This window comes from Arcanobacterium hippocoleae (assembly GCF_031456295.1).
Taxonomy (GTDB): Bacteria; Actinomycetota; Actinomycetes; order Actinomycetales; family Actinomycetaceae; genus Arcanobacterium_A; species Arcanobacterium_A hippocoleae.
Genome location: NZ_JAVDUJ010000001.1, coordinates 886,568 through 900,270, shown reverse-complemented (window position 1 = coordinate 900,270; position 13,703 = coordinate 886,568). Strand labels below are relative to the sequence as shown.

At 49.1% G+C, this 13,703-nt stretch carries 8 protein-coding genes and 1 rRNA gene; 6 read left to right on the top strand and 3 right to left on the bottom strand.

Going from position 1 to position 13,703, the window contains the following annotated elements; translation table 11 throughout:
• Positions 1-70: 70 nt before the first annotated feature.
• Both J2S36_RS03770 and J2S36_RS03765 read right to left on the bottom strand, forming a co-directional pair.
• Entirely contained in the window at positions 71-808 is a 738-nt protein-coding gene (locus J2S36_RS03770) for a response regulator (protein ID WP_309955715.1), read from the bottom strand.
• A 25-nt stretch (positions 809-833) separates the two neighbouring features.
• Positions 834-2,102, bottom strand: a complete 1,269-nt coding sequence (locus tag J2S36_RS03765; RefSeq protein WP_309955713.1) for a sensor histidine kinase — start codon at positions 2,100-2,102, stop codon at positions 834-836.
• 157 nt (positions 2,103-2,259) lie between these two features.
• Here J2S36_RS03765 and J2S36_RS03760 point away from each other — a divergent pair, with 157 nt between their 5' ends.
• Positions 2,260-4,884 (top strand): NAD-dependent DNA ligase LigA, encoded by a 2,625-nt coding sequence (locus J2S36_RS03760; protein ID WP_309955711.1) that lies wholly within the window; start codon positions 2,260-2,262, stop codon positions 4,882-4,884.
• 106 nt (positions 4,885-4,990) lie between these two features.
• On the opposite strand, the gene J2S36_RS03755 is transcribed toward J2S36_RS03760, so the two are convergent.
• Positions 4,991-6,307 carry a phospholipase D-like domain-containing protein gene (locus tag J2S36_RS03755; RefSeq protein ID WP_309955709.1) on the bottom strand — a complete coding sequence of 439 codons (1,317 nt, stop codon included), beginning with the start codon at positions 6,305-6,307 and terminating at the stop codon, positions 4,991-4,993.
• 215 nt (positions 6,308-6,522) lie between these two features.
• On the opposite strand from J2S36_RS03755, the gene gatC reads away from it, so the two are divergent.
• The 5 genes from gatC to J2S36_RS03730 all read left to right on the top strand — a co-directional run bounded on the left by gatC (position 6,523) and on the right by J2S36_RS03730 (position 13,607).
• Positions 6,523-6,819, top strand: coding sequence for an Asp-tRNA(Asn)/Glu-tRNA(Gln) amidotransferase subunit GatC (gene gatC, locus J2S36_RS03750; protein WP_309955707.1), 297 nt, complete (start codon positions 6,523-6,525; stop codon positions 6,817-6,819).
• A 36-nt stretch (positions 6,820-6,855) separates the two neighbouring features.
• Positions 6,856-8,367 carry an Asp-tRNA(Asn)/Glu-tRNA(Gln) amidotransferase subunit GatA gene (gene gatA, locus J2S36_RS03745; RefSeq protein WP_309955705.1) on the top strand — a complete coding sequence of 504 codons (1,512 nt, stop codon included), beginning with the start codon at positions 6,856-6,858 and terminating at the stop codon, positions 8,365-8,367.
• Positions 8,367-9,860: an Asp-tRNA(Asn)/Glu-tRNA(Gln) amidotransferase subunit GatB gene (gene gatB, locus J2S36_RS03740; protein WP_309955703.1), complete on the top strand. Its 1,494-nt coding sequence runs from the start codon at positions 8,367-8,369 to the stop codon at positions 9,858-9,860. Before gatA ends, gatB begins: the two co-directional genes overlap by 1 nt.
• On the top strand, positions 9,860-11,254 hold the full coding sequence (locus J2S36_RS03735; RefSeq protein WP_309955701.1) for an NAD(P)-dependent malic enzyme: 1,395 nt from the start codon (positions 9,860-9,862) through the stop codon (positions 11,252-11,254). The genes gatB and J2S36_RS03735 overlap by 1 nt, the downstream gene beginning before the upstream one ends.
• An 831-nt stretch (positions 11,255-12,085) precedes the next feature.
• Positions 12,086-13,607, top strand: a 16S ribosomal RNA gene (locus tag J2S36_RS03730).
• The last annotated feature ends 96 nt before the right edge of the window (positions 13,608-13,703 follow it).

The following is a 13,703-nucleotide window of genomic DNA, read 5'->3' as shown; positions in this document are numbered from 1 at the left end:
CAGTAAAGTTTGCTTGTTACAGACTACAAATCCAATGGGAACTAAATTTACACAGTCAGCTTTGCCCCTGCTAGTCCAAATCAGTTTCTCCTGGCTTTACTAAGCCCGCCTGGAAAGCCACCACTACCGCCTGCACACGATCTCTTACCCCGAGTTTGGCGAAGATCCGCCCGACATGGGTCTTGATGGTAGCTTCTGCAAGAAATAGTTCTTCAGCAATTTCCGTATTTGATTTTCCGCGCGCGGCAAGCCCCAACACTTGTAGTTCACGTTCGGAAAGCCCGTCTAAAAGCTGTGGATTGATCAGCCGTTTTTGCGCTGCACTAGCAGCAATATGAGCTACGAGGCGTTTTGTTGACGAAGGTGCGATGACGGCATCGCCTTTGTGAATTGTGCGAATTGCAGTAAGTAAATCATCTGGTGGTGCATCCTTCAATAGGAAGCCAGAAGCTCCCGCTTCAATTGCGCTCATCACGTATTCGTCCAAATCAAAAGTAGTGAGAACAATTATTTTTGGCTGTACGCCATGTGCGAAGTGGCTAGCGACAATTTTTTCAGTTGTTTCAATTCCGTCCATTACTGGCATCCGGACATCCATCAGCACTACATCGGTGGGGATTAAGGCTAAGCGATTCAACGCTTGTTGCCCGTCTCCAGCTTCGGCTACTACCTGCATATCGTCTTGAGAATCAATGACCATTGCCAATCCAGAGCGAACGAGGGCTTGATCGTCAACCAAGGCGACACGAATCACCGAAGAATGATCCATTTCTGGTATCTGATCTTTCGGCTGTGCAATACTCTCCATAGTTTTACTCGTCTCTTTTTCTCGTTTATATTTCGTCCGGGCGCTTATTTCCGCGACTCGTTTCCTGTGATTGAAGATACTTAGAGCTTACTCTCTTAATGCTGTCTTGTTGAGTTTCGGCAGGAAATGGAATCACTGCTTTGACACGGAAGCCGCCCTGGGCTTTTGCCCCTGCCTCAATCGTTCCGCCAAATACAGCGGCTCTCTCGCGCATGCCAATTAACCCGTGCCCGTGTCCGTCATTCTTCGTTGCAGCTCCTCTGCCGTCATCAATAATTTCTAACGAGATATTATTTTCTTCCCATTTTAGGATGACTGCGATTGCGGCATTAGGGCCAGCATGTTTCATTGAATTTGTGAGCGCTTCCTGGCAAATTCGATACAGCGCATTCCCTAAACCAACCGGTAAGGAACGTGGTTGGCCAATGCGGATATACGAAATTTCTTTTCCGGCATCTTTGATTCGCGAGATCAGTTCCGCAATATCCGTTCCGATTGGTTGCGGACGCAGTTGTTGTGCACTTTCTTTCGGATCACGCAAGACACCGATAATCGATCTGATATCAGCTAATGCTGCACGTGACATTTCGGCAATATTCTCAAGTGCAGCTGCGGCAGCTTGCGGGTTTGCTTTCGCCGCATACCGTCCGCCATCAGCTTGGGTGATCACCACTGACAAAGTATGTGCAACGATATCGTGCATTTCGCGCGCAATTCGTGTGCGTTCAGCTGCTACTGCAATCTCGGCATTGTGGATTTCATTTCTTGCAGATGCAATTTCTTGACGTTGTAAAGCGGCTAACTGTTCATTACGGAGACGTTTGAGGCTCCCAAGTAGTGCTGTGATCAAGAGTATCGTCTCGCTAAGAAGCAGGATCACAGTAGAATTAAGCGTCATTTGGGAAATGAAGAAAGGTAAAGAAAGAAGTGCTCCTCCGATCAACGCGGCTATTAAACTTGCAAGACGTGCTGGTACGCTACCGTGAACTGAAACATAATATAAAGCAAATATCAGGCATGCATCAGCGGGGAGTAAAAAAGTAGGAGAAATCAGATAGCGAATCAATAGTGCGGAAAAAATTACAAAAGTGGACGTATTTGGAAAACCAGAGCGAAGTGCGAAGGCGAAACAACTGAAGATTCCGGCGAGAATAATTGTGATATTCCCCAACGGTGTAAGCCACGCGGAAACAGCATGAAAAGAAAGTAACCAGAGGACGAAAGCGAGTAATGCGAAGAGCACATCCACTGGAAACTGCGCGCGTTTTAGCTGAAGTTTCTGCTCAAGATTCATGCATCTCACAATACCTTAGCGCATCCCGAAAATTTCTGTGACTTTTTGCTGCAGCACCATTGAACTGGAAATATGTGCAAATATTAGGTGTTTATCGATCGAATTAAGATAAATATGAAAGATATACGAGATCTCTGAAACATGAGATGATGAGAAAGTGGAAAGAGAATTTAAGATGCTCCCGGAAAATGAGCCGTCACGAACACGGGGGAATGATGAAAATGCATCGTCTGCACAAAATCAAATGCATCCCCCGCAGGAAATCATCTTGCAATGGCAGGAGCTTGCAGCACAATTGACGCGCGCGCAAGACGCATATCATTCCGGGGCAGAGCCAATTATGGTAGATGCTGAATACGATCGATTGATCCACCAGTTACGGATACTCGAAGACGAATATCCATTGCTTTGGAAACCTACATCGCCATCAATGCGTGTGGGAGCGAAACCGACGAAGAATGGTATGCGCCAGCTGACCCACCGCAATCGGCTCTATTCCCTGCAAGATGTTTTTTCACGAACCGAATTACGTGATTGGTACGATAATATTTGCACGCAAATCCCGGAAAATTCACGTTTCACAGTTGAAGTGAAAGTTGACGGGGTAGCCCTGAATCTCACCTATCGTGACGGGGTCCTTGATACGGCAGCAACCCGGGGCGACGGCAGTGTCGGCGAAGATGTGACGAAAAATGCGCTGGCGATAGCCGATATCCCGCAGCAACTTCAAGGTCAAGATATCCCGCAAATTGTGGAGATCCGTGGTGAGGTCTTTTTCCCAATTGCAGCCTTCCACGAATTTAATGCCCTGGTTGAGCAGCGCAATGCGCAGATCGAAATTCGCAACCAGCAGGTAAAAGTGGAAAATGCCCGCATTCGTAAAGAAAACGCAAAGCTTCGTGCCGAAAATGAGCAACTTCCAGAAGATCAACGCCACATATTGCAGCCGCTGATTCGGGCAGAAGGAAAACTGAAAACTTTCGCGAACCCGCGAAATGCCGCTGCTGGATCGCTTCGTCAAGATGATAATACTGGTTTCGCAATCAGATCACTTAGTTTTGTGGCGCATGGTATTGGTGCGATCGAAGGTGCTTCCCCCGCGCTGGGAGAGCGTCTTATGCTACAGGAAAATGTGTATGCACAATTCCAGGAATGGGGTTTGCCGATTTCACCGCAAACCGAAATAGTTGATTCGTTTGCACAGATTGAAGCGTTTTTAGAAAAATACGAATATGCGCGCACCAGTCTCGCGCACGAATTTGACGGTGTTGTGATCAAGATCGAAAATCGGCAGATTCAAGATTTGCTTGGTTATACTTCACGCGTTCCAAAATGGGCTGTTGCGTTCAAATTTCCGCCTACTGAAGTGCAAACACGGCTTCTTGATATTCGCGTGCAAGTGGGGCGCACAGGTCGTGTCACTCCTTATGCCGTGATGGAGCCAGTACAGGTAGACGGTTCAACAGTAACGCAAGCGACATTGCATAATCCCACCGAGGTTGCCCGAAAAGGCGTGAAAATTGGTGATCTCGTGATCTTGCGAAAAGCAGGCGATATTATTCCGGAAGTCGTTGGTCCAATTTTGGATGCGCGCGATGGCTCTGAACGTGAGTTCATCATGCCACAGAAATGCCCGGCATGTGGTGGAAAAGTTGCGCCTGCAAAGGAAGGCGACGCAGATTGGCGTTGTCACAATGCGCATTCCTGCCCAGCTCAGCTGACACAAAGAATCATCCATATCGGCTCGCGCGGAGCCCTTGATATTGAAGCGCTCGGAGAAGAAACAGGCACTTGGCTTGCTGATCCTGACCGCCTGCGGGAAACTGCGCTACTTGCATTCGTGCGCGGTAAACAGCTCATTATTGAAGATTTTACTGCCGTGAATCCCGCCGATCAGCGGCAGCCGATCCAATGCACGAAAGCAGAATTAATTGAACTGGGCGTGATCGATACAAACGGCATGATTCTTGACCAGGAAAATATTGTGCCGCCCAAAGTGGCACGCAAGCTGGGAATCCCGGCAGCGCAGAAACCGATTCTAAATACAGAGGCGCAACTTTTTGCGCTCCATGCGGCGGAATTGAAAGATATCTGGCAGTGGCAAGAAATCAAGGAAAACGGAGAACTTACTGGGAATTATCGCTATCAACGTGCGGCGTGGACAAAACCCAAAATCGATCTGGCCACAAATACCGTCATCGTGGAATCTGAGCCAATGAAGAATGTCTGTACGATGCTGGCAGAATTAGAGCAGGCAAAAGAAAAAGAACTTTGGCGGCAGCTCGTGGCATTGAATATTCGTCATCTTGGACCAGTTGCGGCGAAAGTGCTTGCGCGAAAATTTGGCTCATTAGCGGCGATCGAAGCTGCTGAGCTGGATCAGTTGAAAGGCGAAGGTATTGGTGATGTGATTGCCGCTTCAATATCTGAATGGTTGCGGATCGAGTGGCATCGAGAAATCGTGCAGGCATGGCGAGAGTGCGGGGTGCGTTTTGCTGATGATGTGGTGGCGCAAACTGCAGAAATCGCGCAAGTGCCGCAGACACTAGCTGGAAAAATTGTGGTCGCCACTGGCACGCTTGAAAAATTTACCCGTGATTCGGTGAAGGAAGCGATCGAAGCGCATGGTGGTAAGGCAACGAGTTCTGTTTCGAGAAAGACGGACTATCTGGTGGCAGGTGCAAAAGCTGGTTCAAAGGCACTAAAAGCTGAACAGTTTGGAATTCCGGTTTTAGATGAAAAGCAGTTTATTGAGCTGCTTGATACTGGTGAATACAGCTGAGCGGATCAAGTTAAGCCTGTTGATCCGCTCACCATGCGAAATGTGGTTTAGCGGCAGAAATGTGAAATATCGGTCTGAATCAGCTACTTTGCTCCGATTCAGCGGGTTAAAGGAGCGGACCTAGAGGGCGTAAAATCCGTTCGCCGAGTTTTGCTAATTTTCCGCGTTGTTCCCATCTTTCGAGTGTTACCTCAACTGAGTTGCTCAAGTCTACCGCGAAAATCTTTTCCATCTTGCGCGCCATCTCATCGCTAAAAATATCCATATTGATTTCAAAATTTCCAGCCATCGAAAGACGATCGATATTTGTGGTGCCAATAGTGCTCCACGCGCCGTCAGCCGTCATCGTTTTTGCGTGCACCATCGCATCTTTGAACCAGAAAATCCGAACTCCCGCTTTCAGCAGTTCGGCATAATATGGGCGTCCAACCCAGTCGGCAACAATATGGTTTGAATAACGCGGAATTAAAATTCGCACGTCAACACCGCGTTTTGCGGCTTGTTTTAGCGAGTGGCGGAGCCCTTCGTCAGGAATGAAATATCCCATCGTGATCCAGATTCGGTGGGAAGCACGATTGATTGCTTCCAAATAAAGTGCGCGCACTGGATAGGAATTGAAGGCAGGCGTATTTGCGACGGCACGTACTTGCGGATTCCATTCGATTGCGCCACTGTCAGGAATTGCTGGATGATGTTTGCGGGAATGATACATATTCCACATATCGATGAATGAACTTTCTAATTCCCAAACCTGTGGACCAGTGATCCGGATATGCGTATCGCGCCATTGTTTTTTGTAAATTTTCCCGATATTGTATCCTCCTACAAAGCCGAGTTTGCCGTCAATACAGAGAATCTTGCGGTGATCGCGCCCTTTCTGCCGTGGGTTGCCGGTAAAGATTCCTGGACGGATCAAAGGGAACCGAATCACATGCAAATTCGGGAGTTTGGGGTAACGCCGAAAACTTGGTGGTTGATTCAGATTGCCCCAAGTGTCGATGATGATATACACCTCGACACCGCGCAGTGCTGCCTGGATCAGTGCTTTCCGATACGCTTTCCCAACCTCATCTGCTTTCATGATAAAAATTTCAAAATAGATATGGCTCTTTGCTTTGCGAATTGCCTCAAGTTGCGCACGGTAAAGATGCGCGCCGTAAGTGTAGACTGTGATTTCACCTTTCGGAGTATTGACATCCTGTGGCATGAGGAAAGGGAACGTATTTGAGGGGGGATGGCGCTGCTTGCGCCGTTCATCAATTGCCGTCACTGTAGCGATCGCAGTTGCTTGCGTAAGTAATGCGCCACCAATCCCGATCCGGAGCGCTTTCTTGATGCGTTCTTTTGTGAGTGCATCTTTTCCAGCCAGTAGCGGGCAGCTAACTTTTTTTGTAATTATTTCACGCAAGTTCATATTGTTCATGTTAGTCGAATTTTGTTGGTAATCATTCTAACGAAAGGAATTGCGCTGTTTGGATGCATCTTCGGATGCTTCTTTTCCCAAATATCAGGGTTCGCTCCCGCGTTGCGGATTTCTACATGGCAGAGGCGGTACTGTGCAAAACGTTTTGTGTTCGCTGCGCGCTCAGCAAGCGAACTGGTTCACGCCTTTTTGACGGCAGGCATTACACTAAAGGTATGTCTAGTTTTAGTAAAGAAGAGGTCAAGCGAGTAGCTGACCTAGCACGTATTGCCCTGACGGAAGAAGAAATTGCGCAATTTGCTGGAGAGCTTGGTGTGATTTCTGAGTCTGTCGCTAAAATTTCCGCAGTAGTTTCCGACGATATCCCAGCTACATCACATCCGATCCCGCTTACTAATGTATGGCGTGAAGATGAAATTGGCGCGGGTATCGACCGCGAAGAAGTTCTTGCCGGGGCGCCAGATTCCCAAGACGGCAAGTTTAAGGTGCCGTCAATTCTGGGTGAAGAATAATAATTACGGATCGTAATCTAAGGAATAACAATAAATATGACCATCAAAGAAGAACTGTGCCGGAAAAGCGCCCATGAGCTGGCGCAATTACTGCGTGCAGGTGAAGTTACCGCTGTCGAAGTGACGCAAGCTTTTTTGCATCAGATTGAAAAGCTGAATCCAGTGCTGAATGCGTATCTCTACGTGGATGCAGCAGGCGCTTTGCAAGCTGCCGCAGCTGTGGATGAAGATCGTGCAGCAGGCAAGGAGCTACCGCCATTTGCAGGTGTGCCAGTGGCAATCAAGGATAATATTTGCCAACGTGGAATCCCGACCACTTGTGGTTCACGGATGCTTGAAGGCTGGAAGCCGCCATACGATGCTACTGTGGTGCAGCAGATTCACAAGGCTCGCCTCCCAATTCTTGGACACACCAATATGGATGAATTTGCAATGGGCTCATCCACCGAACATTCGGCTTTTGGTCCGACTCGGAATCCGTGGGATCCGTCGCGGATCCCTGGTGGTTCTGGAGGCGGATCGGCAGCTGCCGTCAGTGCATATCTTGCACCTTGGGCTTTGGGCACAGATACGGGTGGTTCGATTCGCCAGCCGTCATCAGTTACGGGAACAGTCGGTACAAAACCGACCTACGGGAAAATTTCGCGTTATGGTGTAGTTGCAATGGCATCATCACTTGACCAAGTTGGGCCAGTTGCGCGTTCAGTTGCTGATGCTGCTGCTTTGCAGGAAATCCTTTCTGCGCACGATCCATTTGATTCAACTTCGTTACCGGAAAAAGATCTGGATTTGCATACTGGTGTAGAAGCTGGTTTGGCGGCAAAAGATCTGCAAGGTAAGCGCTTTGGCGTAGTCAAAGAATTGATTACTGACGGATATGAATCTGGCGTGATTGCGGTATTCCAGGAGATTCGCGCTGCACTCGAAGCACGCGGTGCGCAAGTCGTGGAAGTGTCTTGCCCGTCCTTTGAACATGCGCTTGCAGCATACTATTTGATTATGCCAGCGGAAGTTTCTTCAAATCTGGCACGTTTTGATGGTGTGCGCTACGGTAATCGCGCACTTCCAGAATCCGGTGCGATTACAGCTGAATCTATGATGAGCGCAACGCGTGGCGCAAACTTTGGTGCCGAAGTGAAGCGGCGAATTATTCTTGGTACGCACGTGCTGTCAGCCGGGTTTTTTGATGCTTACTATGGCGCGGCGCAAAAGGTACGGACACTTGTGCAGCGAGATTTGGCGAAAGCCTTTGAAAAGTGCGATGTGCTAATTTCTCCGACCTCACCGGTCGTAGCTTTCCCCTTTGGCGCAAAAGCTGATCCAATGGCGATGTACATCAACGATATTGCTACGATTCCTGCAAATCTTGCGGGGGCTCCGGCGATCAGTGTGCCGGCTGGTCTTTCTGACGGATTGCCTGTTGGAATCCAAATTATCGCGCAGGCACATGAAGATCCGAAACTATATGCATATGCGGCAATGGTTGAAGCAGTTGCTGATCCGGCAGGCGCGCAGTGCCCAGTAGAAAAATTGGAGGCAGCAGAATAATGGATGAACTCATGGATTACGCGGATGTAGTGGAAAATTACGATCCGGTTCTTGGCTTGGAAGTGCACGTTGAGCTGGGTACAAAGACGAAAATGTTTGATGCTGCGCCAAATGCGTTCGGTGGTGCACCAAATACTTTCGTTACTCCTGTGTCGCTTGGACTGCCAGGTGCGTTGCCCGTCGTCAATAAGAAAGCAATTGAATATGCGATTCGGCTTGGTCTGGCGTTGAATTGTGAAATCGCTGAATCTTGCCGCTTCGCAAGAAAGAATTATTTCTATCCAGATTTGTGTAAGAATTTCCAGACTTCACAATCTGATGAGCCGATTGCGTTCAATGGGTACCTTGATGTGGAATTGGCTGACGGTGAAGTTTTCCGCGTCGATATCGAGCGCGCGCACGTAGAAGAAGATGCTGGTAAGAATACGCATATTGGTGGAGAAGGGCGGATCCACGGCGCTGATCACTCGTTAGTTGATTACAACCGTGCTGGCGTGCCGTTGGTGGAAATCGTGACTCGCCCAATTGCTGGTGCAGGAGCTCGCGCACCAGAAGTTGCAGCAGCATATGTGCAGGCAATCCGTGATATTGCGCGTGCAATTGGAGTGTCTGAGGCGCGAATGGAGCGTGGAAATGTGCGCGCTGACGTGAATGTTTCACTGCGTCCAACCCCAGATTCGCCACTCGGTACACGTACTGAGACGAAGAATGTGAACTCATTCCGTTCGATTGCAAAAGCTGTTGAATATGAAATGTGCCGGCAGGCTGCTGTGCTTGCGTCTGGGCAACTGGTGCTGCAAGAAACTCGTCACTGGCAGGAATCTGACGGAACTACGCTTGCCGGGCGGGTGAAGTCGGATGCAGATGATTACCGATATTTCCCGGAGCCAGATTTAGTACCGCTTGCGCCAAGCCGCGAATGGGTGGAGGAAATTCGTGCTTCGCTGCCAGAATTACCTGCCGTAAAACGGAAGCGGTTGAAGGAAGAATGGGGTATTTCTGATTTGGAGATGCGCGATATCGTGAATGCGGGTGCGCTGATCCTGATTGAAGAAACAGTGAAAGCAGGTGCCTCTTCCGCTGGTGCCCGCAAGTGGTGGATGGGTGAATTGGCTCGTTACGCGAAAGATCACGAACTGGATCTGGATGCGGTTCCAGTTTCGATCACGGACGTAGCTGAGTTAGATCAACTTGTAACCAGTGGCAAGCTGACGGATAAACTGGCGCGGCAAGCTCTCGAAGGAGTACTGGCTGGTGAGGGCAATCCTGGCGAAGTGGTTGCAAAACGTGGTCTGGAAGTTGTTTCAAATGACGACGACCTGTTGGCTATTATCGATGCAGCACTTGCTGCGCAGCCAGATGTAGTTGAAAAGATTCGTGACGGAAAACTGCAGGCAGCTGGTGCGATCGTAGGTATTGTCATGAAAGAAACACAAGGAAAAGCGGATGCCGCTCGCGCTCGCGAATTGATTTTAGATCGGGTGAATAATTAATGAAAAGTATTGTTCCTTCATATTCAGTGACGATGCGTTGCAAGATTCCATTTGAATCAAAAGCTACGCCTGCATTGATTCAGTTGATCACGCAGTATGGGGCGCTGGTTTATGGTGTCGATACGGTAAAGACGAGTGCACATCACATTACGGTTGATGTGACGACCTACTGCGATGATTTTGCACATGCAAAAATGATTCGTGAACGTCTTGAGACGCAAGAACATATAAGTGTGCTTGGGATGCACGATGCAGTAGCGCAGGTGCATTTGGGCGGTAAAATTGAGACTGGTTTACGTCGTCCGCTCAAGACGCGTCAGGATTTAGGGCGGATTTACACTCCTGGTGTGGCTCGGATTTGCGATATGATCCATGAGGATCCTGAGAAGGCGTACAAATTTACTTCCAAACGAAATACGGTAGCCGTTGTTACTGACGGTACGGCCGTCCTGGGACTGGGCGATATTGGTCCTGCAGCCGCAATGCCAGTGATGGAAGGGAAAGCAGCGTTATTTAAGAATTTTGCAAATGTTGACGCGTGGCCAATTTGTTTAGATACAAAAGATACCGATGAGATCGTTTCAATCGTGAAGGCGATCGCGCCCGGATTTGGTGGGATCAATTTGGAAGATATCTCTGCACCGCGCTGTTTTGAAATTGAGCGGCGGTTACGTGCAGAGCTGGATATCCCGGTATTCCATGACGATCAGCATGGTACTGCGGTAGTCACACTGGCAGCTTTGATCAACGCTTTGAAAGTTGTTGGTAAGAAGATTTCCGATGTGAAGATCGTGGTTTCTGGTGTGGGGGCAGCAGGCAATGCAATTATTCGGTTGCTGTTGAAGGAAGGCGCAAAAGATATTATCGGTTGTGGGCGTGCAGGATCACTTGGACGTTTCCGTCAAGAAGCAGATCCTGATCGTCAGTGGCTGGCTGAGAATACTAATCCGCGTAATGTTGAAGGGTCGCTGAAAGAAGTTTTAGTCGGCGCAGATGTATTTATCGGTGTTTCTTCAGGAAATATCTTAGATCCGGAAGATATTGGAACTATGGCGTCTGATGCAATCGTTTTTGCGATGGCGAACCCTACTCCGGAAGTGGATCCGATTGCGGCAGCAAAATACGCGAAGGTAGTTGCCACGGGGCGTTCGGATTTCCCGAACCAGATTAACAATGTGCTGGTATTCCCCGGACTTTTCCGCGGCTTGTTAGATTTGCGTGCAAAGGCAATTGATGTTGACTTGTTGTCTGTAGCAGCACGCGCGATTGCGCAAGAAGTGGAACCTGATCAGCTGAATGCAAACTATATTGTGCCAGGTGTGTTCCATCCGGATATGGCTTACCATGTGGCTGACGCAATCAAGCAGACGTTTGCACAGGATGATGAAAGCTGATTTAAGAGTCCATATTTGAACTTATATGTAAGCTGGGATCAGCGAAGTTCAGTTTTGGTGGGAGCAGATTTTGTTTTTCAAAGTCTGCTCCCATTTTGTTTCTGTATGAGGAAATTTTGCTGTTATTGCGATTGTTGGCAGCAAAATTTAGAACTGGGCAAGACGGAGTTCTTTGGTAAGTGGACGGCAGTGGCTACGTAATCGGTATTTATGGATGCAAATGTAGTTCTTGCATCTGGATAGAATATGCATCTATGTAAATAAATTGGAACAGTCAAATTAATTTGATGTGATTTCTGGTGAAACGGTATTCGATAAGTGGAAATTGGCGTTAAAAAGCCGTTTACGACTCTTGTGGCGATGCACACCCTGGAAAAATTTGCGTGATGTGTTGTTTGTGGGTAGAGTATTTATTCGTTGCGAGGGCGATGGAGATTCTTGGGGCTTTGGTTTTGAGGGTTTTGGTTGTTCTTGTGGTGTGCTTCACTGGGGCTGGTTTGGGTTTTGGTTTGACTCGGGTTTGGTTTTGGTGGTAAGCTTATGAAGTTGCTGCTTCGGGTGGCTGTCCTGGTTTTTGGGGTGGTTGCTTGGGTGTTGGTGTGTTGTTTGGAATCTCAATAGTGTGTCAGCTTTTTATGATGATGTTTTTTTGGGCTGGCTGGTTTGATGGTCTGACTTTTTGTGGGTTGGGTTGTTGGGTTGGTTGGTCTGTTTTTTGCCTGGCTGATTTTTTTGGTTGGGTTTTTTGTTTTGCCAGTTTTTCTGGTTTTTTGAGTCTGTTTTTGGGCTTTCCTTTATTGATTGGATGCCTTTTTTTGGGTGTTTGGTTTTTGTTTGGAGAGTTTGATCCTGGCTCAGGACGAACGCTGGCGGCGTGCTTAACACATGCAAGTCGAACGATGAAGCGGAAAGTTTTCTTTTTGTGGATTAGTGGCGAACGGGTGAGTAATACGTGAGTAACCTGCCCTCTTCTCTGGGATAAGCCTTGGAAACGGGGTCTAATACTGGATATTCTGCTTTAACCGCATGGTTTTTGTTGGAAAGGGTTTCTGGTGGGGGATGGGCTCACGGCCTATCAGCTTGTTGGTGGGGTGATGGCCTACCAAGGCTTCGACGGGTAGCCGGCCTGAGAGGGTGACCGGCCACATTGGGACTGAGATACGGCCCAGACTCCTACGGGAGGCAGCAGTGGGGAATATTGCACAATGGACGCAAGTCTGATGCAGCGACGCCGCGTGGGGGATGAAGGCTTTCGGGTTGTAAACTCCTTTCAGTACAGAAGAAGCGTAAGTGACGGTATGTGCAGAAGAAGCGCCGGCTAACTACGTGCCAGCAGCCGCGGTAATACGTAGGGCGCGAGCGTTGTCCGGAATTATTGGGCGTAAAGAGCTCGTAGGCGGTTTGTCGCGTCTGCTGTGTAAGACCGGGGCTTAACTCCGGGGCTGCAGTGGGTACGGGCAGGCTAGAGTGCGGTAGGGGTAACTGGAATTCCTGGTGTAGCGGTGGAATGCGCAGATATCAGGAGGAACACCGATGGCGAAGGCAGGTTACTGGGCCGTTACTGACGCTGAGGAGCGAAAGCATGGGGAGCGAACAGGATTAGATACCCTGGTAGTCCATGCCGTAAACGTTGGGCACTAGGTGTGGGGCCTTTCCACGGGTTCTGCGCCGTAGCTAACGCATTAAGTGCCCCGCCTGGGGAGTACGGCCGCAAGGCTAAAACTCAAAGGAATTGACGGGGGCCCGCACAAGCGGCGGAGCATGCGGATTAATTCGATGCAACGCGAAGAACCTTACCAAGGCTTGACATACACTGGAATACTGCAGAGATGTGGTAGCCTTCGGGCTGGTGTACAGGTGGTGCATGGTTGTCGTCAGCTCGTGTCGTGAGATGTTGGGTTAAGTCCCGCAACGAGCGCAACCCTTGTCTTGTGTTGCCAGCACGTTATGGTGGGGACTCACGAGAGACTGCCGGGGTTAACTCGGAGGAAGGTGGGGATGACGTCAAATCATCATGCCCCTTATGTCTTGGGCTTCACGCATGCTACAATGGCTGGTACAGAGGGATGCGATTCCGTGAGGTTGAGCGGATCCCTTAAAGCCAGTCTCAGTTCGGATTGGGGTCTGCAACTCGACCCCATGAAGTCGGAGTCGCTAGTAATCGCAGATCAGCAACGCTGCGGTGAATACGTTCTCGGGCCTTGTACACACCGCCCGTCACGTCACGAAAGTTGGTAACACCCGAAGCCCGTGGCCTAACTTTTTGGGGGAGCGGTCGAAGGTGGGATTAGCGATTGGGACGAAGTCGTAACAAGGTAGCCGTACCGGAAGGTGCGGCTGGATCACCTCCTTTCTAGGGAGCCTTTGGTCACTGTTTTTTGTCTAGTTGGTGGCTGGCCTTGCTTTTTGTGGGGTTTTGGTTTTCTTGTGGGCGTCATTGTTTTTAGTT

Bases quoted from the DNA above. Each gene is read 5' to 3' on its own strand.
- gatA (WP_309955705.1), top strand. From the start codon at position 6,856: ATGACCATCAAAGAAGAACTGTGCCGGAAAAGCGCCCATGAGCTGGCG.
- J2S36_RS03735 (WP_309955701.1), top strand. From the start codon at position 9,860: ATGAAAAGTATTGTTCCTTCATATTCAGTGACGATGCGTTGCAAGATT.
- gatC (WP_309955707.1), top strand. From the start codon at position 6,523: ATGTCTAGTTTTAGTAAAGAAGAGGTCAAGCGAGTAGCTGACCTAGCA.
- J2S36_RS03755 (WP_309955709.1), bottom strand. From the start codon at position 6,307: ATGAACAATATGAACTTGCGTGAAATAATTACAAAAAAAGTTAGCTGC.
- gatB (WP_309955703.1), top strand. From the start codon at position 8,367: ATGGATGAACTCATGGATTACGCGGATGTAGTGGAAAATTACGATCCG.
- J2S36_RS03765 (WP_309955713.1), bottom strand. From the start codon at position 2,102: ATGAATCTTGAGCAGAAACTTCAGCTAAAACGCGCGCAGTTTCCAGTG.
- J2S36_RS03770 (WP_309955715.1), bottom strand. From the start codon at position 808: ATGGAGAGTATTGCACAGCCGAAAGATCAGATACCAGAAATGGATCAT.